Consider the following 20,925-nt stretch of genomic DNA (forward strand, 5'->3'; position numbering starts at 1 on the left):
CCGTGGGTACGGGGGGAACCCCGGCTCATCTGCGCCGCCGATGACCAGTCGGCTCACTCAGTACTGCGTCACCGTCTCAAAAAACGTTACTGCCGGTTCTGACCTGCGCTTCGGAACGCGGTTTCGAACCCCGCGCGAGCGGGTTTCAGTGCGGTACGGCCGGGGTGGGCATGCCCGGCTTGAGCCAGTCCAGGAGGTGGCTGGGCGGGGTGATCACGGAGCTCTGCTTGCCGCCGCCCCCGCCGCCGTTCTTGCCGGAGCCGTCGCCCTTCCCCTTGCCTTTGCCGTTGTCGCCCGGGGCCCCGTCACCCGCACCGCCGGGCTTGCCGCCCTTGCCGTCGAGCAGCAGATCGCAGAACGCCTTCACCGCGGCCGGGCCGTGCGCCGCGGACTCCAGGCTGCGGCGCTTGGCCTGGTCGATCTTGCCCGAGCGGTAGTCGCGGCAGTCGTCGGCCGTTTGGGCCAGCCACTGGCCGCTGCCATCGTTGTCGCCGCCCGGGCCGCCGGGCTGCGGGCTGCCGTTCTCGCCGGTGTCACCGCTGCCGCCCGCGGCCGAGCCGTCGGGGCTCGCCGAGTGCGAGGAGTCGCCGGGCGTGCCAGGGCCGGTGGACGGCCCGTGCCGGTCGGGCGTCGGGGAGCCCGGGGGCAGCGAGTGCGAGGGCGAGGTGGCGATCGGGCCCGGGGTCACGTCGGCGGAGACGGTCGAGGCGGGCGTGGGGTCCTGCTCGTCGAACGCGAAAGGCCCCGGCAGTACGCCGGTGCCCGCGGCGACGGCGACCCCGCCGAGCGCGCAGCAGGCCAGCGCGGCCGCGAGGCCGAGCCGCACCGGGGCGAAGCGTCTGCGCCGGGGCGCCGGATGCACCTCGGCGACGCGTCCGACCCGTACGACACCGAGGGCTTCCGCGTCGGCGGCGCCTTCGGTGCGGGCCTTGCGGAAGGCGGCCAGGGCGGCCGCCTCGCCGGGGAGTTCGGTGGTGGCCGGCTCGTTGTGGGCGAGGGAACGCAGCAGGGCCGAGAGCCGTTCGGCCTCGGCGCGGGCCCGCTCGTCACCGGGCTCGACCCCTTCGCCGCGCAGCAGTCGCTCGGCGGCATCCCCGTCAAGCCACTCGTCAGCCATCACATGTCCTTCTGCGTCCGGGCGCGCGATTGCGTCACACCGCGTTCCGGCGCACGCTGCGACGGCACGGCACCCAGCTCCTCCACATCCTGGGCCACGTCCCCCGGGGGGCCGTCCGCGCCGAGCAGTTCAGCAAGCCGCTTCAGGCCCCGGTGCGCGGCGGTCCGCACCGCGCCGGGCCGTTTGCCCAGGGTCTGCGCCGCGCTCTTCGCGTCCAGACCGACCACGACGCGCAGCACCACGGCCTCGGCCTGGTCCTGCGGGAGCTGGGCGATGAGCGCCATCGTACGTCCGGTGCCGAGCGCCTCCATCGCCTCGTCCGCGGTGTCCGACGCGGCGGCGTGCGAGGCCAGCTCGCTCTCGTCGCCGCCGACGGCGGGCCTGCGGCCGCGCATGCGGATGTGGTCGAGCGCCCGGTTGCGGGCGATGCGGGCGGCCCAGCCGCGGAACCGGTCGGCGTCGCCCGTGAAGCGTTCCAGGTCACGGGCGATCTGGAGCCAGGCCTCGGAGGCCACGTCCTCGGTGTCGGGTTCGCCGACCAGCGTGCGGACATAGGCGAGCAGGCGCGGGTGCACAGCACGATAGACAGCACGGAAGGCTTCCTCGTCCCCGTCCTGCGCCCTGAGCACCGCGGCGGTCAGCTCCGCGTCGTCCCCCAGCAATCCTTGCACCCTGTCTTGGCTGGCTTGTCCTGATGTCACCGCTGGTCACCACTGTCGCGTCCCCAAACGCGAATCAGCACGCTACGGCCTCGGCGCCCCATAAGTCCATGACTTGTACAACCTGCAACAACCCGCTGACACAGCGGGGTGTGACAGAAAACGCACGCTCGGCGCTGAAGCAAGTACGGGGTCGCCACAACGACCCCGCCGGAAGACGGCCGGGGCCTCTCCTGTGGGGGGTGGCGGCCCCGGTCGTCCTCCGCACCCCGCGTCCGGACCGGCATCTCAGCCGAGCCGGTCGGCCAGGGCCTTGAATTCCTCCCAGTCCATCGCCGGCGTTCGCGTGTCCCACAGCTTCTGGGCCGTCGCCCGCAGCGGCAGCCGGATGCCGCGCGCCACCTGCTCCTCGGTCTGCGCGCCCGGGTTGTCCGACCAGACGGCGAAGCGCCCGCCCAGGATCTGCCCGGCGTACTTGGCGTCCACGGGCTTGGTGCCGCGCACCACCGACGGCGTCCACTCCTCGTAGATCCGCTTGCCCGTCGGATACTTGTAGCTCCCCGGCTCGCCCAGGACGTAGTACAGGTACTCGTCGTTGAGGTTGACCAGCGGGCGCCCCTCGGCGAGGTACTCCTCCGGCGCGCGCTCCCCGGCCTCCTTGCCGGTCCAGTACTCGACCTCGCGGCCCTGGTCGGCGGCCACCTTGCCGCCGGGGAAGAACCCGTCGTTCCACGCCTTGAAGGTGCGGCCCGGGCCGGCCGAACGGAGCGCCGCCGCACGGTCGTTGAGCCAGCCCGTCGCCAGGTCCTCGATGTCCGCCTTCGGCCCGTACTTCGCGCGGGCGGCCGCCACGAGAGAGGGAAAGACGGTTTCGGGGGTGGTCGGCGCCTTCACCGCGAGCGCCTGGTACTCGTCGCCGCCCAGGTGCCAGTACGCCCCGGGGAACAGGTCGGCGTACTCGCGCAGCAGATCGTCCACGATGCGCCCCGACTCGGGGTTGGCGATGTCGATGGCACCCCTGACCGGCTTGCCGTCCTTGTCGCGCAGCTGGAGACCGGGGTGGGCGGCGAGCACCGCGCCGAGGTGGCCCGGCGAGTCGATCTCGGGGACCACCGTGATGTGCAGCTTGGTGGCCAGCGCCACGATCCGCTGCACCTCGCGCTTGCTGAGGTGGTCGCGCGAGACGACCTCGGGGTGACTGGAGGACTCGATGCGGAAGCCCTGGTCGTCGGAGAAGTGCAGGCCGAGCTGATTGAGCTTCAGGTCGGCCATCTGCCGCAGCTGGTCCTCGATCCAGGCCGCGCTGTAGTGCTTGCGCGCGATGTCGAGGTTGAGCCCGCGCTGCGGCTTGTCCGGCCGGTCCTCGACGACGCCCTCGGGCATCACCCCGCCGCCCTTGAGCGCCTGCTTGAGGGTGCGGGTGCCGTAGAACACCCCGGCGTCGTCCGGCCCGGTGATCCGCACCCGGCGGTCCCGGGTGGTCAGCGTGTACGACTCGGGCGCGGCCTTCTGGCCCTTGGCCGGCGGGGCCAGCGCCAGCTCGATGTCGCCCTCGCGCGGCTGCCCGCCGGTCGCGTAGTCGACGCCGAGCTCCTGCGCGAGCAGCTTGCCCTCGTCGGTGAGGCTCTCGCTGCCGACGGCCACGATCACCCGCGACGAGTCGACCGGCCGGAAGCCGGGGCCGCGCGCGGGCCGGTGTTCGCGTACCGACGGGATGGTGCGGGGCAGCGAGGAGATCGGGTAGATCGGCGACGGCGAGGGCAGCACCGAGGAGGCGCGCTTGTTGTCGGCCGGGCCGCCGTGTCCTCCGTGGGTGTCGTCGTCCGGCCAGACGGCGATGATCAGCGCGAGCACCGCGATGCCCGCGAGGGCCACCTTCAGCACCAGCGCCCGTCGGCCGCGCGGCCGGTGCAGCCAGGCCGGACGGGACCGCGGCGCACGCGGCTGGGAGGCGCGCGCCTCGGACGACGGCGAGGACGACCGCTCCGGGTCGCCGGGCCCCGGCATCCGGGCCCGTGACATCCTGAAACGCGACATCACTCAGAAACCTCCCGTCCAACGACAGTAAGGGCGAATCCGGGCAGCCCGGATACCGCACCGACAACTGGGGTGAAGGTACGCCGAAGTGCCCGGGTGATCGTCCACCGTGCACGCAGCGGCTTGCCCGTCCGGGTGAAATTCGCGCAACCGTCGCACGGCCTTTGCTCCACGTGGATAGCGTGGCGGCACTCCCACCTCCCTTGCCACTCCAGTCTCCGTGCTCCGCAGCCCGTCCTGTTCCGTACTACCCGTCCCGCGCAGTGTTTCGAGGAGCCCACGCTGTCCAGCGATTCCCACGCCGGCCCCCGGAAGCGACCGCCGACACTCCATCACACTCCTCGTGCCCAGGGGCGGGCGGCCATACCGAATCAGGTGCGGGGCACATCCGTTCCGGCGGCCCCACCTCGGCCCGGCGGCCTCGACGGTTTCAACCGCGCTCCCCAGGGCTCCGCCGAAGCGGACCTGCTCGCCTGCTGCGCGAGCCGTCGCTGGGCCACCCGGATCGCCGCCCACCGCCCCTACCCCGACCTCGACGCGCTGCTGGCCGCGGCCGACGAGGCCAGCTACGACCTGAGCGGCAACGACCTCGCAGAAGCCCTGGCCGACGAGTCCTCGCCCGGCCTGCACGACAGCGCACCGCAGTCCGCGCACACCGCGCTGCGGGCGGCGCACGCCGCGTACGAGAGCAGTTTCGGGCACGCCTTCGTGATCTGCCTCGACGGGTTCAGCCCGACCGAGCATCTCAACCAGGTGCTGAGCGGGATCCGGCTGCGGATGAACAACGACCCGGACGAGGAGCGCTCGATCGCCGCCGACGAGCTGCGCCGGCTCGCCCGCGCCCGACTCGCCCATCTTGTGGCCGACCATCCCGAACACCTCATGGCCAACCAGCCCGAATCCGACACCCCCGGCCCCGCACACCGCGTTCTCTAGGCCGTACGAGCCTGTTTGATTGCCTGTTTGATCACACCTATGGACCCGGCGCAAGGGAACCGACATCACGTCGCTACGATGACCGGGGCCGGTGGACCGTACCCGGCCGGGTCAGACCGACACTGAAGCCGGCCGGCCCTACACACCGCTCCCGGAGGGTTCTTCCGTGCCGGCTGGAACGCTGTACCGCGGCCGGGAAGGAATGTGGTCCTGGGTGGCTCATCGAGTCACCGGCGTCCTCATTTTCTTCTTCCTGTTCGTACACGTCCTCGACACCGCTCTCGTGCGTGTCTCCCCCGAGGCGTACGACAAAGTCGTGGCGACTTACAAGACGCCCATCGTCGCGTGCCTGGAGTACGGCCTCGTGGCCGCCATCCTGTTCCACGCGCTCAACGGCCTGCGCATCATCGCCGTGGACTTCTGGTCCAAGGGCCCGCGTCTCCAGAAGCAGATGCTCTGGACCGTCGTGGTCATCTGGCTCGTGCTGATGGTGGGCGCGCTCTACCCGGTGCTCGGCCATGCCGCTCGTGAACTGTTCGGGAGCTGAGGACTGAGATGTCTGCCGAAACCTCTTCCGCTGCCGCGATCGGGGAAGTCGAGGGCGTGAGCCTGTACGACACCGATCACCCGGCCCCGCTCATCGAGGCCCCGCGCAAGCGCACCAAGAAGACCCCGAAGTCGACCCGTACGAACTTCGAGCTCTACGGCTGGCTGTTCATGCGGCTGTCCGGCATCGTGCTGGTCGTCCTGGTCCTCGGTCACCTGCTGATCCAGCTCGTCCTGGACGGCGGCGTCTCCAAGATCGGCTTCGCCTTCGTGGCGGGCCGCTGGGCGTCCCCGTTCTGGCAGATCTGGGACCTGACCATGCTGTGGCTGGCCATGCTGCACGGCGCCAACGGCCTGCGCACCGTCATCAACGACTACGCGCAGCGGGACAACACCCGCTTCTGGCTGAAGATGCTGCTCTACACCGCCACGGTGTTCACCGTCCTGCTGGGCACGCTGGTGATCTTCACCTTCGACCCGAACATCCGCTAGGCCACGGGCTGAGGGACTGAGGAATTCTCTGATGAAGATCCACAAGTACGACACCGTCATCGTCGGCGCCGGCGGCGCCGGCATGCGCGCGGCCATCGAGTCGACGAAGCGCAGCCGCACCGCCGTGCTGACGAAGCTCTACCCCACCCGCTCCCACACGGGCGCCGCGCAGGGCGGCATGGCCGCCGCGCTCGCCAACGTGGAGGAGGACAACTGGGAGTGGCACACCTTCGACACGATCAAGGGCGGCGACTACCTGGTCGACCAGGACGCCGCCGAGATCCTGGCGAAGGAGGCCATCGACGCCGTCCTCGACCTGGAGAAGATGGGCCTGCCCTTCGGCCGCACGCCCGCCGGTGAGATCGACCAGCGCCGTTTCGGCGGTCACTCCCGCAACCACGGCGAGGCCCCTGTCCGCCGTGCCTGCTACTCGGGCGACCGCACCGGCCACATGATCCTCCAGACCCTCTACCAGAACTGCATCAAGGAGGGTGTGGAGTTCTTCAACGAGTTCTACGTCCTCGATCAGCTCATCGTGGAGGAGGACGGCGTCAAGAAGTCCGCGGGCGTCGTCGCCTACGAGCTGGCCACCGGTGAGATCCACGTCTTCCAGGCCAAGTCGGTCATCTACGCCTCCGGCGGCACCGGCAAGTTCTTCAAGGTGACGTCCAACGCGCACACCCTGACCGGCGACGGCCAGGCCGCGTGCTACCGCCGCGGGCTGCCCCTGGAGGACATGGAGTTCTTCCAGTTCCACCCGACGGGCATCTGGCGCATGGGCATCCTCCTGACGGAGGGCGCCCGCGGTGAGGGCGGCATCCTCCGCAACAAGGACGGCGAGCGCTTCATGGAGAAGTACGCGCCGGTCATGAAGGATCTCGCGTCCCGTGACGTCGTGTCCCGCTCCATCTACACCGAGATCCGCGAAGGCCGTGGCTGCGGTCCCGAGGGCGACCACGTCTACCTGGACCTGACGCACCTCCCGCCGGAGCAGCTCGACGCCAAGCTCCCGGACATCACGGAGTTCGCGCGTACGTACCTGGGCATCGAGCCGTACACGGACCCGATCCCGATCCAGCCCACCGCGCACTACGCCATGGGCGGCATCCCGACGAACGTCGAGGGTGAGGTCCTGAGCGACAACACCACCGTCGTCCCGGGCCTGTACGCGGCCGGCGAGGTCGCGTGTGTGTCGGTGCACGGCGCCAACCGCCTGGGCACCAACTCGCTGCTCGACATCAACGTGTTCGGCAAGCGCGCCGGCATCGCGGCCGCCGAGTACGCGCACACCGCGGACTACGTCGAGCTTCCGGAGAACCCGGCGGCGCAGGTCCAGGCTCAGGTCGAGAACCTGCTGTCGGCGACCGGCACCGAGCGCGTCTCGGTCATCCGCAAGGAGCTGCAGGAGACCATGGACGCCAACGTCATGGTCTTCCGCACCGAGCAGACGATCAAGACGGCGGTCGAGAAGATCGCCGAGCTGCGTGAGCGCTACAAGAACGTGTCCGTCCAGGACAAGGGCAAGCGGTTCAACACCGACCTCCTGGAGGCCATCGAGCTGGGCAACCTGCTCGACCTGGCCGAGGTCATGGCTGTCTCCGCCCTGGCGCGCAAGGAGTCCCGCGGCGGTCACTACCGCGAGGACTACCCGAACCGCGACGACGTCAACTTCATGCGCCACACCATGGCGTACCGCGAGGTCGCGGACGGCGGCAAGGACTCGATCCGCCTCGACTACAAGCCCGTCGTCCAGACCCGCTACCAGCCGATGGAGCGTAAGTACTGATGGCAACCCCGACGATGGACAAGCTCGCGGCGCTGGAGGCGGACAACGGTTCGCACCTGATCACCGTCACCTTCCGCATCCGCCGCTTCAACCCGGAGATCTCCGAGGAAGCGACGTGGGAGGACTTCCAGCTGGAGATCGACCCGAAGGAGCGTGTGCTCGACGGTCTCCACAAGATCAAGTGGGAGATGGACGGTTCGCTGACCTTCCGCCGCTCCTGCGCCCACGGCATCTGCGGTTCCGACGCCATGCGCATCAACGGCAAGAACCGCCTCGCCTGCAAGACGCTGATCAAGGACATCAACCCGTCCAAGCCCATCACCATCGAGGCCATCAAGGGCCTCACGGTCCAGAAGGACCTGGTCGTGGACATGGAGCCGTTCTTCCAGGCGTACCGCGACGTGATGCCCTTCCTCATCACGAAGGGCAACGAGCCGACGCGCGAGCGTCTGCAGTCGCCGGAGGACCGCGAGCGCTTCGACGACACGACGAAGTGCATCCTGTGCGCGGCCTGCACCTCCTCCTGCCCGGTCTTCTGGAACGACGGCCAGTACTTCGGCCCGGCCGCGATCGTGAACGCGCACCGCTTCATCTTCGACAGCCGTGACGAGGCGGGCGAGCAGCGCCTGGAGATCCTCAACGACAAGGACGGCGTGTGGCGTTGCCGCACCACGTTCAACTGCACGGACGCGTGCCCCCGAGGCATCGAGGTCACGAAGGCCATCCAGGAAGTGAAGCGCGCGCTGATCACGCGGCGGTTCTAGCTTTCTGTACGGCTCGTACGTACATGCTGGGGCCCCGCCCCCGGAAGTTCGCTTCTGGGGGCGGGGCCTTTTGCGTTGCTACTTTCCGGTGGGCAGCCGGATCGTACGGACGAGCGGGGCGCCCTCGTACAGGTCCGGATCCACGGTCAGTACCGGGCAGCCCTCCGGCCACTCCACCGAGGGGCGAGCCAGATGGACGGCGTGCGCGAGGCGCCAGTCGAGCCCGCTGCGGACCAGTGCCCCCACGGTGGACGCACCCGCGAAGTCCAGCGCCACGATGTCCACGGCCTCCAGGGCTCCCAGATGCTCGGCGACCCCTTCACGTTGCGAATCCGCCGCCGCGAGGCAGAGTGCGGGGATGTAGACGTGCCGGGTCGCAGCGTGCTCCGTGTTCGACACGAACTGCGAGGCCAGGCGGTTGCCCGCCCCGAGGGCGAGGAGGGCCGACTCGTCGTAGACGACAGCCATGCTGGCGCTCACAGGCTGTCCACCTCGCGCCCGGCCTCCAGGTCCTGCCAGACCTTCTCGGCCCGGTCGTGGTCCGTCTGCGTGAGCTTCACACCGAAGTGCTTCTCGCAGTACGCCTTGGTGGCCTCGTAGCGGGCTGCCAGCTCCTCCTTGGTCGGAGTCGCCCCGGCCAGCTCGCCGAGCAGGTCGCGCATGGTCATCCCACGTTCACGGGCGAGCACCATGAGGCGGTCGCGGACGGCAGGGTCAACCTTGATCGTGGTGTCGGCCATGACGACAGTATACCTCCGGTATACCGAGGTGGGCCTCTCAAGCTGAAGAGTCACGACATGCCTTTCCTTGAGGAACCGGCCTGGAGAGCTCCGGGCCGGAAGTTCTACCCCGCTACGGCCGTCACCCTCAGGGATGAATTCCGGTACGGGGAAGTGGAGTTGGCGACAGGGGGGCGCCTACGTCCTCCCACTCCGCGGAGAAGCCCCCGCACCAGGGAGAAGAGGAGGTCGGGGCGATGTGTCAGCGCGGCCGCGGCGCGCCAGGAGGTGGCGCGGGTCGCGCCTGAGCACGTTGCCGAAGACGGAAGGGGCCCGTGTGGGCGCTGTACGGTAAAAGCGCATGAGGAGGTAGGTCCTTGTGTCGGCCCCCGGGTGTTCGCGCACCGCGGGGGCTTTCCATGTTCCACTGGCCGCTGTTCGCGGTGTCGGCGACTGTACAGCCACGCTGAGTTAGCGGCGCAAGTCCCAACTCCCGCCCCGAACAGGGCGGTTAACCCCCTCGAACACGCGGTCTGACCTGCGGCTCGCCCAGCCGGGCAGGCGTCAGGGCCGGCGCCTCGCAGTTCACCCGCCCGGGTGAAGAAGTCCCCGTTGCGTAACCTTCGGAACAGAGCGCTACGACGTCGGCAGCACCGGCGAGACCGGGCGCTCGAAGAACGTCTCCAGGGACACCGTCGCCTGCGTGCCGCTCACGCCGTCGATCGCGTACAACCGGCGCAGGACGTCCTGGAGTTGTTCGGTCGTCGATGTGCGCACCTTCACCAGGACCGAGGCACTGCCCGCGATCACGTGGGCCTCCTGGATTTCGGGGATGGCCGCGAAGGCCGCCGCCGAGTCGCCCATCCATGACGTCGAGTCGACCATGACGAAGGCGAGTACGCCCTGGCCGAGCGCCGCGGGGTCCACCTCGACCGTCGTGCGCCGGATCACGCCGCGCTCGCGCAGCTTGCGTACGCGTTCGTGTGCGGCGCCGGCCGAGAGGCCGACCTCTTTGCCCAGTGCCGCGTACGCCGTGGTCGCGTCCTGCTGGAGCAGGGCGATCAGCCTGCGGTCGATCTCGTCCACGTTTCCCATGGCGAGACCATATCCCGTTCTGACATAGTCACTATCGATCGAATGTCATTCAATATCGATGTGTCAGGGGGAGATTGTGTCCGATCAGTTCCGTACACCGCTGTACGAGATCCTGGACGAGCGGTTCCGTACCGGGCGATGTGCCGTCGGGGACGACCGGCTCGAAGTGCTCTACGACAACTGCCGCTGGGCCGAGGGGCCGCTCTATCTGCCGGCCTGGCGGCAGTTCGTCTGGAGCGACATTCCCAACGACCGGATGCTGCGCTGGGACGAACACACCGGCGCCGTCTCCCTCTTCCGCTCCCCCGCCGGACATCCCAACGGCAACACGCTCGACCGCGAGGGGCGCCTCATCACCTGCGAGCAGGGCAACCGCCGGGTCACCCGTACCGAGCCCGACGGGCGGATCACCGTGATCGCCGACCGCTTCGAGGGCAAGCGGTTCAACAGCCCCAACGACGCGGTCGTCCACTCGGACGGATCCATCTGGTTCTCCGACCCCGACTTCGGCATCACCAGCGACTACGAGGGCATCCGCGCCGAACCCGAGATCGGCGGCTGCCACGTCTACCGCGCCGACCCCTCGACGGGCGAGGTGCGGCTCGTCGCGGACGGGTTCGAGGCGCCCAACGGGCTCGTCTTCTCATCCGACGAGAGCCAGTTGTACGTGTCCGACACGCGGGGCGGGTGCGTTCGGGTCTTCGATGTGCTGGAGGGCGGGGTGCTCTCCACCGGCAGGGTTTTCGCCGAGGCGTCCGACGGGGTGAGCCGGTTCGACAACCTGCGGTTCGACGACGGCGGGCGGCTCTGGGCGGCCGCCATGGCGGGCGGGGTGCACTGTTACGACCCCGACGGCACGCTCATCGGCCGGCTCCTCGTCCCCGAGCCCGTCTCCAACATCGCCTTCGGCGGACCCAAGAACAATCGGCTCTTCATCACCGCCAATACGTCTCTCTATTCGGCGGTGATGGGGGTTACCGGACTGCCGCGTGTGAGGGGTTGAGGGTTCCGTCCCCTCGGGGCCGGAACCCTGCGGGATCGGCCCGGGGCTGTCCGATTAGGCTCTTGCCGTGCCAGCAGAGAACGCGCCCGAAGAGACGGACCCCGATGCGGCCGGGTCCCGCCCCGCGAAGGGCGAGCAGACCCGCACACTCATCCTGGAGACCGCGATGCGGCTGTTCCAGGAACGGGGGTACGACAAGACCACGATGCGGGCCATCGCGCAGGAGGCCGGGGTCTCGGTCGGCAACGCGTACTACTACTTCGCCGGCAAGGAACATCTGATCCAGGGCTTCTACGACCGGATCGCGGCCGAGCACCAGGCGGCGGTGCGGGACGTCCTGGACACCGAGACCGACCTGGAGGCCCGGCTCGCCGGGGTGCTGCGGGTCTGGCTGGACATCGCCTCGCCGTACCACGAGTTCGCGGCGCAGTTCTTCAAGAACGCGGCGGATCCGGACAGCCCGCTCAGCCCCTTCTCCTCGGAGTCGGAGCATGCGCGGGAGGCGGCGATCTCCGTGCACCGGGAGGTGCTGGCGGGCACGAAGACGAAGGTGCCGGCCGAACTCGTGGATGTGCTGCCGGAGTTGATGTGGCTGTCGCAGATGGGGCTCGTCCTGTACTGGGTCTTCGACCGGTCTCCCGGGCGGGAGCGGAGCTATCGCCTCGCGGGGCGGGGAGCGAAGCTGACCACCCGGGGGGTGGCGCTGGCCCGTTTCCGGGTGCTTCGGCCGCTGGTCCATGAGGTGCATGAGCTGTTCACGGACTTCCTGCCGGGCATGTCCCAGGCGGCGGCCTCCCGAAAGCGGGGCTAGCCCCTCGCCCCGGCCCGACGGCGTGCGCCGGGGCTCCGCCCCTGACAGCATCGATCCTGGCCCGCGCTGGCACCTTCAGCTCGTCCGGTCCTCTTGCGCGCCGGCCGTACAGGCATACCCAGCCTGTACGGCGCTTGAGGACGAGCGCCGTTCGGGCGCGAACGGGGGTGCGGGGGCGGAGCCCCGGTGGGGGTGGGGTGTTACAGGCCCAGGGCCAGTTTCACCTCTCCGGCCACGCCCACCACATCCCCCGCCGGAGACACCTCGTACCCCGGATGCGTCCGCACCCACTTGTCCTCCAGCGCGTACCAGTCGACCGGCGTCGGCGGCCGCCCCGTTGTGAGGGAGGTCGACAGGGTGGCGAAGTACGTGCGCCAGCGCAGGGTGTACAGGCCGCCCACCAGGCCGGACCACTCCCGGTTCGCATAGTCGCGCAGCCCGCCGCCGTTCGCCGCCCCGCGCGGCCCCCACACCGTGAGCAGCGACACCGCGTCGTACGCGAGCTGGTCCTTCTCCGACGCCGTCGCCCCCCACGACCGCGCGTCCGCGACCCAGCGGCCCAGCAGATGACCCCGGTCGGTCGCCACCACCCGCTCAAGCAGGGCCAGGCAGCGGAACCACTCCCCCGTCAGCCCGTCGAACCGCTCCTTGTTCTTCGACTCGTACGCCTCCCGGATCTGCGGGAGCAGGACCCTGGAGCGGTTGGACAGGGTCTGGCGCGTTACGTCCATCAGGTCGTAGCGGTAGGCGGTCGTGCTGCGCAAAGGTGGTGCCACCGCCAGCAACGCCGGCAGTGCGGCGTCGAACTCGTCCGCGTCGTAACGGAGTTGCTGCGGCGACCACGAGGCCGCCGACTTCACCGTCAGGCTCGGGCGGGCGCCGAACAAACCGTCCGCCCCCTCGCTCCACGAGTCCTCCCGTGTCGTGCCGTACGCCGTGCGGCGAAGGACGTCCCACGCCTGCGCCGCGTGCGAGTCGGCGGCGCCGTAGCGGTACGTCGGCCATTGCCCGAACCACGTCTCCAGGTCCAGCGGGCCGTCCGTCCAGGGCAGGTCGGAGAAGAGGGCGAAGGCGGCCGGGTTGTTGTCCGCGCCCTCCGGCATCAGTGCGATGCCGTCGAGTGCGCTGTCCGGTTTGGTACGCCAGCTCTCGTACAGGGAAGCCCAGTCGGGGGTGTTGGCGCCCATCGCCGTATGGCCGCCGAAGTTCCAGATGGAGCCGAACGCGTACGGCGCGCCCTCCCAGGACTGTTCGCGGTCGGTGACGGACGGGAAGCGGTCGGACAGGCCGTCGACGATGAACAGCTTCGTCTTGTCGACCGCTTCGATGATTTCGCGGTGCGGGTTCTCCTGCCAGCCGAGCAGGTTCCAGATCGCCCCGGGGTGGGCGGTGCGCAGCGCCTTCTCGACGGCCTTGGCGGCCGGGCCGATGGGGACGTCGCCCGGGGTGCCGCCCTCGTGCAGCAGGTCCATCTTGTACATGGAGGTCGCGCCGAGCAGTTCGGTCTGTACGCGGTAGAACGTGGCCGCGATGCGGGCGAAGTGGTCGGAGCGCGGGTCGAGCCAGTCGGGACGGTTGAAGCCCACCCAGGTGCCCTGCGGTACGACGTGCGCGCCCGGGTTGCGGGTGGCGAAGCTGGGCGGGACCGTACCGAAGTAGCCGGGCAGCACCGGGGTCATGCCGAGTTCGCGCAGCCGGTTGACGATGCGGGCCGCCAACTTGGCGCGCTGGTCCATCAGTTGCCCGGACACCGGGCCGCCGAAGCCCGACATGTTCTGGAGCAGCCACCACGGCTGATGGGAAGGACCCGGGATCCACGATCTCAACTCGGCGTCCGCGTAACCGTGCTGGAGGAAGGTGCGGTGGTAGACGGAGTCCGCGCCGAGGTAGACGAGCACCTCGTTGTAGCCGTGCAGGGCCAGGACGTCGAGCTCGCGCTCCCAGTACGTCCAGTCGTGATAGGTGCCGGTGTAGCCGTCGTTGGTGTCGTTGAAGACGAAGCGGTGGGTGACGTTGGCCGTTCTCTCGATGGGCTCGGGCACGGCCGGGAGCCGGTCCGGCAGCCGGGTCTGTTCGCCCGCCCAGGAGATGTGGGCGTGCGCGACCTGTCTCAAGTACGTGTGGAATCCGGTGAGTTGGACGGCCGGGGTGCTGCCCTCGACGAGGATCCGGCCGGCCCCGCCCGAGACGCGGAAGCGGTCGCGGCCGGCCGCGCGCGGCACCGTACGGAAGGTGACCTGGTCGCGGTGGCCGGGCAGCAGCCGGGCCAGCGCCCGCGCGGCGGGTCCCTTGGCGGCCGCGGCCCCGGCCTCGGCGGCGAACCCGGCCTCGGTGCCCGCCCCGAGGGCGAGGGCCGATCCGGCGAGTGAGCTCAGGAGCGTACGACGGGAAAGGCGCATCCCCCGACGGAAGCAGCGTGTCCCGGCGGGGTCAATGGAGCAGAACCGGTGACTCCTTGGACAAAAGCCCTTTGGGTGAACTGCTTCATTTCAAACCCCGCCGACGCCATGGGTTCCAACCCGCCACTTCCGGTTCCCCGGTTCGAACCCGCCGCTTCCAGCACTCCCTTCCGGCAGGCCTCAGATCCAGCCCAGTTCCCACAGCCGCCACACGCCCGTACCGTCCGACAGGTACTGCGAGCCGCTGACGTCCTTGCTGCCCAGGACGTAGTTCTTGCCCTGCCACAGCGGGATCAGCGGGACGTCCTCGGCGACCTTCTCCTGGAGCGCCTTGAAGTCGTCGGCGGCCCGGCCGCGGTCGGTGAACTCCTGGGTGCGCTGGATGATCCGGTCGGTCTCCTTGTCGGAGTAGCCGTTGTGGAGGCTGTTGCCGGTGCCGACGAGCGGCTGGCCGAAGTTGTCCGGGTCGGGGAAGTCGGCGAGCCAGCCGGCCGTGTACGAGTCGTACTTGCCCACGGCGTAGTTCTGCTGCATCGTCGTCCAGTCCGGCTCGGCGATCAGGTCGACCTCGAACAGGCCGTCCCGCTCCAGCTGCTTCTTGAGCTGCTCGGCCTCCGCGCCGTTCGCGCCCAGCTTGCGGTACGCCATGGTGAAGCGGACCGGAAGCTGCTCGCCCTTCAGGAGCGCCTTCGCCCTGACCGGGTCCGGCTTCGGGTAGGCGTCGAAGAACGCGGTGCTGTGCCCGGTGAAGCCCTGCGGGATCAGCGAGAAAAGCGGGTCTACGGTGCCGCTGTAGACGGCGTTGGCGAGCGCCTCGCGGTCGACGAGGGCGGCCGCGGCCTCGCGCACCTTGGTCTTGGAGACCGGGCTCGGCGACTTCAGGTTGAAGTTGAGCTCGCGGATGTCGTAGCCCGGCGAGGTCGTGATGCGCAGGTCGGACCCGGGCGAGAGCTTGGCGAGCACCTCGGGCGGCATCTCGCGGTGGGTGACGTCGACCTGCTTGGCCTGCCAGGCGGCGTTCAGCTGGTCGGCCTCGGCGAAGTAGCGGACCGTGACGGGCAGCCCCTGCTTGGTGACCGCGCCCTTGTACCCGGGGTTGGGTTCCAGGCGCGCGCTGACCGGCTTCCCGTCGGAGTCCTTCTTGTACTCCTTGAGCAGGTACGGCCCGGAGCCGATCACCGAGTTCTCCTTGCGCAGCCCGTTCGCCGGGTACTGGCTGCTGTCGACGATCGAGCCCGCGCCGGTGGCGAGCTTGGAGGGGAAGGTGGCGTCCTTGCTCTTCAGGTTGAAGGTGACCGTGTCCCCCTCGGCCTGCACCGAGCCGAGCATCGAGAACAGCGGGGCGGGGCCCAGCTTGTCGGCGATCTTCAGCATCCGGTCGAAGGAGAACTTCACGTCCTCGGCCGTCATCCTGCGCCCGCTGGAGAAGCTGACGTCGTCGCGCATCACACAGCGGTACGTCTGGAGCTTCTGCCCGACGAAGGTGCAGCTCTTCGCGGCGTCCGGGACCGGGGTCGTGCTGCCCTGCTTGAAGGTGAGCAGCGACTGGTAGACGTTGTTGTAGATCGCCCAGGAGCCGGCGTCATAGGCGCCCGCCGGGTCGAGCGAGGTGATCACGTCGGTGGTGCCGACGACGATGGGGTCCTTCTTCGCCGTGTCGGACGGCAGCAGCTGCCATCCGCCCACTCCGGCGACCACTACAGCCGCACCTGTCACCACAATCCGCATACGGATCGACCGCATCGCCGTGCTCTCCTCGGAACGCCCCACCCCTGGTCGGCGCACGGAGCCAGCACGCTGCGCCTGTGATGACGCTCACCCAATCACACGACCTTCACATTGTGGAAGGGTCAACCTTCCACTCACAGCTACTTGCCGGCGGGCGTGACGGAGCTCTCGGCGGCGGCCGCCTGTTCACCCCTCAGGTGGCGCAGCGAACGGAACCCGATGGCTCCCACGCCCGTCCCCAGGAGAAACGAGGTGACGGCGAGCGTCAGGTGGACCCAGAAGTAGGCGGTCGGGTCCCCGGCGGCGTCGAAGGCGAGCCCGCTGCCGTCCTTCCACAGGTTCTTCACGAAAGTGGTCCAGATGACCCAGCTCCACGCGCCGAAGGCGAGCAGGAACCAGGAGAGAGGGCGGCTGAGTTTCATGCGTCCAGTATCGGCGTCGGCCGCCGGGCACCTCCGGCCGGGTGGGAGCTCCCGGCGGGTCATCCATACGATGATCGGATCGGTGGCCGCAGCCTGTACGTTCTCGAGCGTGTCTGCCGTGAACGTTTCCCAGAGGACCGCGTCCCCGAGTCCCGCGTCCGAGAACACCGCGTTTGAGAAGAGCGGGCTCGAGAAGAGCGCGTCAAGCCCTCTCGGATCGCGTCTTCGCGTGTCCGGGCGGCCCGCCTCGCTCGCGCTGTCCCTCGCCGTGGCCTCGGCCGCCGTGCTGCCCGCCCTCGCCGCGGGCCCCGCCGCCGCGCTGCCCCGGGACGACAAACCCTCCCCGACCGCCACGCCCGGCGCCCCGGGCAAGCCCAACAGCGACCCGCCGCCCGCGGACATGTCGAAGGTCGGCGGCGACCAGCTGGGCCAGGCCGGCACCCAGGTGCGGCTCGGCGCCGGCGCGCCCGTGCTGCCCAAGGACGTGACCGCCCGGTCCTGGATCGTCGCGGACGCCGAGAGCGGGCAGGTGCTCGCCTCGCACAACGCGCACTGGCGGCTGCCGCCCGCCTCCACCCTGAAGATGCTGTTCGCGGACACTGTGCTGCCCAAGTTCCCCCGCGACCAGCAGCACACCGTCACCCCGGACGACCTCGCCGGAATGGGCCCGGGCAGCAGCCTGGTCGGGGTGAAGCCGAACCTGTCGTACTCGGTGCACGACCTGTGGCTCGGGGTCTTCCTGCGCTCGGGCAACGACGCCGTGCACGTGCTCGCCTCGATGAACGGCGGCGTGCCCAAGACCGTCCAGGACATGCAGGCGCAGGCCGACGAGCTCCAGGCCCTGGACACCCGGGTCGTCTCGCCGGACGGCTACGACATGCCGGGCCAGGTCTCCAGCGCGTACGACCTGACGCTGTTCGCCCGCTCGGGGCTGCAGAACAAGGACTTCCGCGAGTACTGCTCGACGGCGACCGCGAAGTTCCCCGGCGCCGAGGGCAAGGACAAGAAGCGCGAGACGCTCGAGATCCAGAACACCAACCGGCTGCTCACCGGCGACTTCGGGCTCGCCCCGTACAAGGGCATCGCGGGCGTCAAGAACGGCAACACCACCAACGCGGGCTCGACCTTCACCGGGGTCGCGGAGCGGGGCGGCAAGGTGCTGCTCGTCACCGTCATGAACCCCGCGTCGGGGGAGAGCCAGGCCGTCTACAAGGAGGCGGCCCGACTGCTCGACTGGGGGTTCGCGGCGAACGGGAAGGTCACCCCGGTCGGCGAGCTGGTCCCGCCGAAGTCGGCGACGGCCGGCACCGGGACCGGGTCGGGCAACGCTCAGGGCAGCGCGAAGAACCGGACCGGGCAGGCCGCCCCCGCCAAGGGCGAGAGCGGCGGGATCGGTGTCGCCCTCGGCGTCGCGGGCGGCGCGCTGGTCCTCGTCGCGGGTGCGATCTTCCTGCTCAACCGGCGCTGGCCGATTCGGAAGCGGTGAGAGCCGGTCTCAACCCCGTCCGGACCCGGACGGGGTTGAGACGCAGGATCCGTCCTCCGGGTCGTCCTCCTTGGCCGGGGTGGCCGTCCAGGCCGCGCAGAACAGGAGCAGCTTCGCCGTGAAGTTGATCCAGAGCAGCAGCGCGATGGGCACCCCGAAGGCCCCGTACATGCTCTTGGCGGCGACGCCCTTCATATAGCCGCCGAGCAGCATCTTCAGGAACTCGAAGCCGACCGCGCCGAGCAGGGCGGCCACCATCAGGCGGCGGCGCGGCGGGTTCACCCCGGGCAGCAGCGTCAGGACGTACAGCAGGAGCAGGAAGTCGGCGAGGACGGCGACGACGATCGCCGCGATGCGCAGCAGCACCCCGCCCGCGGCGCTCTGGTCGATGCCGAGCCGGCCGGCGGTCCAGCCGATCGCGGTGGAGCCGATGGAGGACGCGGCCCAGGAGGCGAGGCCCGCGCCGCCGAGGCCGAGCAGGATGCCGCCGTCCTTGAGCTTGCGCAGGATCGGGTTCTCGCCCTCGTCGGCCTCCTCCATCTCCCACACCGCGCGCAGACAGCCGCGCATCTGCGAGATCCAGCCGATTCCGGTGAGGAGCAGCAGGGCGCCCGCGACGACGCCGACCGTGCCCGCGTTGTCGATGAGCCCCTGGAGGTCGAGCTGGTCGGAGATGCCCGGAACCTGTTCGGCGATGGTGTTCTGGAGCTTGTGCACCTGCCCGGTGGACAGCAGCGCGGCCGCGACGGCGGCGCCGACGGTCAGCAGCGGGAAGACCGCGAGGAAGCTGATGAAGGTGATGGCGGCGGCCAGCCTGGACCAGTAGACCCGGTCGAGCCGCTCGTACGAACGCCAGGCGTGCGTCCGCATGAGCCGGGCGATCCAGGGCCCGACAACGGGAAGTTTCTTCAGCCAGTCCATGACGTACGACTACCCTCTCCGGTACGGAAAACGAGGGTCCTTGTACCCCAGAACCGCAGGCAGGTGGCTAGGGCCATGCCGAAAACCGCACCCGAAAGGGTGTCGGCGCGGGGCGAGGTGAAGCCGAGGCCGTAGTGCGAGACGGCGATGCAGAGCAGCTGCACGAGGGCGCCCGCGATGTTCACCGCGAAGAACACGGCGTACTCGCGCCAGCCGACCCGGCGCCCGCGGTAGGTGCCGAAAGCGTTGCCGAGGTAGGCGACCGTACAACCGGCCACAAAGGAAAGGGACTTGGCCGCGATCGGGTCCCAGCCGAGCCCGGAGCGCAGCCACACGAACAGGCCGAGGTCGGCGGCGTACGCGCAGACCCCGGCCAACGCGAAGCCGATCACCTCGGACCTGGCGACCCTCACAGATCGGCCACCGCGAGCGCGTACATCGTGATCCAGGCCAGGCCGATGACCGCGAGCGCGCGGTCGCGCAGGACGACATCCTCGGGCGCCCCCGCGCTCCCCCGGTCGGCGAAGACGGCGTAGCGCAGGATCGCCCCGATGAAGGGGACCATCGACAGCTGCCGCCAGGGCAGCAGCGATCCATTCGACACGCCGCCGCTCTCCAGCGCCCACATGCAGTACGCGAGGACCGCGACACCGGCGGCGAGCTGCCACACGAAGCGCAGATAGCCGGTGGTGTACGCGTTCAGGAGCGAGCGGGTGGCGGCCCCGTGCCCCTCCATCTGGAGGGCCTCGGAGTACCGCTTGGCGGAGACCATGAACAGCGCGCCGAACCCGGCGGTGATCAGGAACCAGCGGGACAGCGGAATGCCGAGCGCGACCCCGCCGGTCATCGCCCGCATCAGGAACCCGGTGGTGACCACCACGAGGTCGACGACCAGGACGTGCTTCAGCTTGACGCAGTACGCGAGTTGCATGACGACGTACGCGGTGAGCAGCGTGGCCGTCATCGCGTTGCAGGTCAGCGCGGCGGCCAGCGGGGCGAACACGGCGAGGATCCCGCCGGCCGCGTAGGCGACCCCGACGGGCACCCGGCCGGCGGCGACCGGGCGGTGGCACTTGTCGGGGTGGGCGCGGTCGGCCTCGGCGTCACGGGCGTCGTTGATGAGGTAGACGGCGGAGGCGGAGGCCGTGAACAGGACGAAGACCATGGAGAGTTGGGCGATGACGTGCGGGCTGGTCAGCCGTCCGGCGGCGGCGGGGGCGGCCACCACGAGCAGGTTCTTGACCCACTGGCGGGGCCGCGCGGTGCGCACCAGACCGCCGGGCAGTGCGAGCAGGCGCCGGGCGGCCGAGACCGGCCCCGCCCCGTCGAGGAGTGCCGTGCCGGGCTCGGTCATCGGCGCCCCCTTTCGAGCGGTTCGCGCATCCAGGCCGCGCCGGCCCGCGCGGTGACACCGCCGAGCAGGGCGCCCGCCGCGATGTCGCTCGGGTAGTGCACCCCGGCGACCATGCGGGACACGCACATCGCGGCGGCCAGCGGCGGCACGAGGCGCGCCCCGGCGGGCCGCAGCGCCCCGTACGCGACGGCGGCCGCGACCGCGGAGCTGGCGTGCGAGCTGGGGAAGGAGTGCCGCCCGGCGGTACGCACCAGGGGATCGGCCGCCGGGAGTTGCGGTCGGGGCCTGCGCACGACGCGCTTCGCCCCCATGCTGGCCAGGTGGGCGGCGGCGACCAGGGCGGTGCCGCGCAGCCAGGAGCCGCGCCGGTCCCGGTCGACGGCGGCCGCGGCGAGCCCGGCCGCGAGCCACAGCGCGGCGTGCTCACCGGCCCGGGACAGCGCCCGGGCGGCGGCGGCCACCCGCGGATCCGTGCCGCAGTCGCGCAGTGCGGCCAGGAGCCGCTGGTCGGCGTCGGTGCACGACGACTTCTGCATCTGCCACCCCTCTTCCGTGACGTCGGCCCGCCAACTGGCCGTAGGCCACGGGCGACTCTCCTGCGCGGGGGACGGCGATTCTTGGACGAATGAGCTTGACACTCAGATAATCAC

21 protein-coding genes are annotated in these 20,925 nt (G+C 70.1%); 8 read left to right on the forward strand and 13 right to left on the reverse strand.

Annotation, left to right across the window (positions count from 1 at the left end; translation table 11 throughout):
* Window positions 1–145: 145 nt before the first annotated feature.
* From IE206_RS16665 to IE206_RS16675, 3 genes are all read right to left on the reverse strand, one after another.
* Complete coding sequence (locus tag IE206_RS16665; RefSeq protein ID WP_189962960.1) at window positions 146–1,117, reverse strand: hypothetical protein; 972 nt, start codon at window positions 1,115–1,117, stop codon at window positions 146–148.
* A complete protein-coding gene (locus IE206_RS16670) occupies window positions 1,117–1,779 on the reverse strand; it encodes an RNA polymerase sigma factor (protein ID WP_189963128.1) in 663 nt (220 codons plus the stop codon). Before IE206_RS16670 ends, IE206_RS16665 begins: the two co-directional genes overlap by 1 nt.
* Window positions 1,780–2,064: 285 nt before the next feature.
* Window positions 2,065–3,798 carry a beta-N-acetylhexosaminidase gene (locus tag IE206_RS16675; protein ID WP_444545508.1) on the reverse strand — a complete coding sequence of 578 codons (1,734 nt, stop codon included), beginning with the start codon at window positions 3,796–3,798 and terminating at the stop codon, window positions 2,065–2,067.
* A gap of 390 nt (window positions 3,799–4,188) precedes the next feature.
* On the opposite strand from IE206_RS16675, the gene IE206_RS16680 reads away from it, so the two are divergent.
* The 5 genes from IE206_RS16680 to IE206_RS16700 all read left to right on the forward strand — a co-directional run bounded on the left by IE206_RS16680 (window position 4,189) and on the right by IE206_RS16700 (window position 8,337).
* Window positions 4,189–4,749 carry a 2-oxo-4-hydroxy-4-carboxy-5-ureidoimidazoline decarboxylase gene (locus tag IE206_RS16680; RefSeq protein WP_308433930.1) on the forward strand — a complete coding sequence of 187 codons (561 nt, stop codon included), beginning with the start codon at window positions 4,189–4,191 and terminating at the stop codon, window positions 4,747–4,749.
* A gap of 166 nt (window positions 4,750–4,915) precedes the next feature.
* Window positions 4,916–5,296 carry a succinate dehydrogenase, cytochrome b556 subunit gene (gene sdhC / locus IE206_RS16685; RefSeq protein ID WP_189962961.1) on the forward strand — a complete coding sequence of 127 codons (381 nt, stop codon included), beginning with the start codon at window positions 4,916–4,918 and terminating at the stop codon, window positions 5,294–5,296.
* A gap of 8 nt (window positions 5,297–5,304) precedes the next feature.
* On the forward strand, window positions 5,305–5,787 hold the full coding sequence (locus IE206_RS16690) for a succinate dehydrogenase hydrophobic membrane anchor subunit (protein WP_053728383.1): 483 nt from the start codon (window positions 5,305–5,307) through the stop codon (window positions 5,785–5,787).
* A 31-nt stretch (window positions 5,788–5,818) separates the two neighbouring features.
* A complete protein-coding gene (gene sdhA, locus IE206_RS16695) occupies window positions 5,819–7,573 on the forward strand; it encodes a succinate dehydrogenase flavoprotein subunit (RefSeq protein WP_189962962.1) in 1,755 nt (584 codons plus the stop codon).
* Window positions 7,573–8,337: a succinate dehydrogenase iron-sulfur subunit gene (locus IE206_RS16700; RefSeq protein ID WP_053728381.1), complete on the forward strand. Its 765-nt coding sequence runs from the start codon at window positions 7,573–7,575 to the stop codon at window positions 8,335–8,337. Before sdhA ends, IE206_RS16700 begins: the two co-directional genes overlap by 1 nt.
* 78 nt (window positions 8,338–8,415) lie before the next feature.
* Here the strand turns inward: IE206_RS16700 and IE206_RS16705 are convergent, their stop codons facing one another.
* From IE206_RS16705 to IE206_RS16715, 3 genes are all read right to left on the reverse strand, one after another.
* On the reverse strand, window positions 8,416–8,817 hold the full coding sequence (locus IE206_RS16705) for a PIN domain-containing protein (RefSeq protein ID WP_229853196.1): 402 nt from the start codon (window positions 8,815–8,817) through the stop codon (window positions 8,416–8,418).
* The gene (locus IE206_RS16710) at window positions 8,814–9,077 is read right to left on the reverse strand and encodes a hypothetical protein (RefSeq protein ID WP_229853197.1); all 264 of its coding nucleotides are present in this window, start codon (window positions 9,075–9,077) and stop codon (window positions 8,814–8,816) included. The genes IE206_RS16705 and IE206_RS16710 overlap by 4 nt, the downstream gene beginning before the upstream one ends.
* Before the next feature lie 615 nt (window positions 9,078–9,692).
* Window positions 9,693–10,142, reverse strand: a complete 450-nt coding sequence (locus IE206_RS16715; RefSeq protein ID WP_189963132.1) for an Lrp/AsnC family transcriptional regulator — start codon at window positions 10,140–10,142, stop codon at window positions 9,693–9,695.
* Between the two features lie 85 nt (window positions 10,143–10,227).
* On the opposite strand from IE206_RS16715, the gene IE206_RS16720 reads away from it, so the two are divergent.
* On the forward strand, window positions 10,228–11,154 hold the full coding sequence (locus tag IE206_RS16720; RefSeq protein ID WP_229853198.1) for an SMP-30/gluconolactonase/LRE family protein: 927 nt from the start codon (window positions 10,228–10,230) through the stop codon (window positions 11,152–11,154).
* A 166-nt stretch (window positions 11,155–11,320) separates the two neighbouring features.
* On the forward strand, window positions 11,321–11,965 hold the full coding sequence (locus IE206_RS16725) for a TetR/AcrR family transcriptional regulator (RefSeq protein WP_189963133.1): 645 nt from the start codon (window positions 11,321–11,323) through the stop codon (window positions 11,963–11,965).
* A 200-nt stretch (window positions 11,966–12,165) separates the two neighbouring features.
* On the opposite strand, the gene IE206_RS16730 is transcribed toward IE206_RS16725, so the two are convergent.
* From IE206_RS16730 to IE206_RS16740, 3 genes are all read right to left on the reverse strand, one after another.
* A complete protein-coding gene (locus IE206_RS16730; RefSeq protein ID WP_189962965.1) occupies window positions 12,166–14,364 on the reverse strand; it encodes an alpha-N-acetylglucosaminidase in 2,199 nt (732 codons plus the stop codon).
* A gap of 180 nt (window positions 14,365–14,544) precedes the next feature.
* The gene (locus IE206_RS16735; protein WP_189962966.1) at window positions 14,545–16,107 is read right to left on the reverse strand and encodes an ABC transporter substrate-binding protein; all 1,563 of its coding nucleotides are present in this window, start codon (window positions 16,105–16,107) and stop codon (window positions 14,545–14,547) included.
* 125 nt (window positions 16,108–16,232) lie between these two features.
* Window positions 16,233–16,514 (reverse strand): SCO4848 family membrane protein, encoded by a 282-nt coding sequence (locus tag IE206_RS16740; RefSeq protein ID WP_189962967.1) that lies wholly within the window; start codon window positions 16,512–16,514, stop codon window positions 16,233–16,235.
* Window positions 16,515–16,743: 229 nt separating this feature from the next.
* Between IE206_RS16740 and IE206_RS16745 the strand changes: the two genes are divergently transcribed.
* Window positions 16,744–18,000, forward strand: a complete 1,257-nt coding sequence (locus tag IE206_RS16745) for a D-alanyl-D-alanine carboxypeptidase family protein (protein ID WP_506005476.1) — start codon at window positions 16,744–16,746, stop codon at window positions 17,998–18,000.
* A 9-nt stretch (window positions 18,001–18,009) separates the two neighbouring features.
* On the opposite strand, the gene IE206_RS16750 is transcribed toward IE206_RS16745, so the two are convergent.
* Genes IE206_RS16750 through IE206_RS16765 form a run of 4 tightly spaced genes read right to left on the reverse strand, consistent with a single transcriptional unit; the run spans window position 18,010 to window position 20,811 of the window.
* Window positions 18,010–18,921 (reverse strand): YihY/virulence factor BrkB family protein, encoded by a 912-nt coding sequence (locus IE206_RS16750; RefSeq protein ID WP_189962969.1) that lies wholly within the window; start codon window positions 18,919–18,921, stop codon window positions 18,010–18,012.
* Entirely contained in the window at window positions 18,909–19,334 is a 426-nt protein-coding gene (locus IE206_RS16755) for a GtrA family protein (protein WP_308433931.1), read from the reverse strand. The genes IE206_RS16750 and IE206_RS16755 overlap by 13 nt, the downstream gene beginning before the upstream one ends.
* Window positions 19,331–20,275, reverse strand: a complete 945-nt coding sequence (locus IE206_RS16760) for a decaprenyl-phosphate phosphoribosyltransferase (protein ID WP_189962970.1) — start codon at window positions 20,273–20,275, stop codon at window positions 19,331–19,333. The genes IE206_RS16755 and IE206_RS16760 overlap by 4 nt, the downstream gene beginning before the upstream one ends.
* Window positions 20,272–20,811: a phosphatase PAP2 family protein gene (locus IE206_RS16765; protein WP_189962971.1), complete on the reverse strand. Its 540-nt coding sequence runs from the start codon at window positions 20,809–20,811 to the stop codon at window positions 20,272–20,274. The genes IE206_RS16760 and IE206_RS16765 overlap by 4 nt, the downstream gene beginning before the upstream one ends.
* Window positions 20,812–20,925: the final 114 nt, after the last annotated feature.

Origin of the sequence: Streptomyces violascens (assembly GCF_014649955.1) — a bacterium.
Taxonomy (GTDB): Bacteria; Actinomycetota; Actinomycetes; order Streptomycetales; family Streptomycetaceae; genus Streptomyces; species Streptomyces violascens.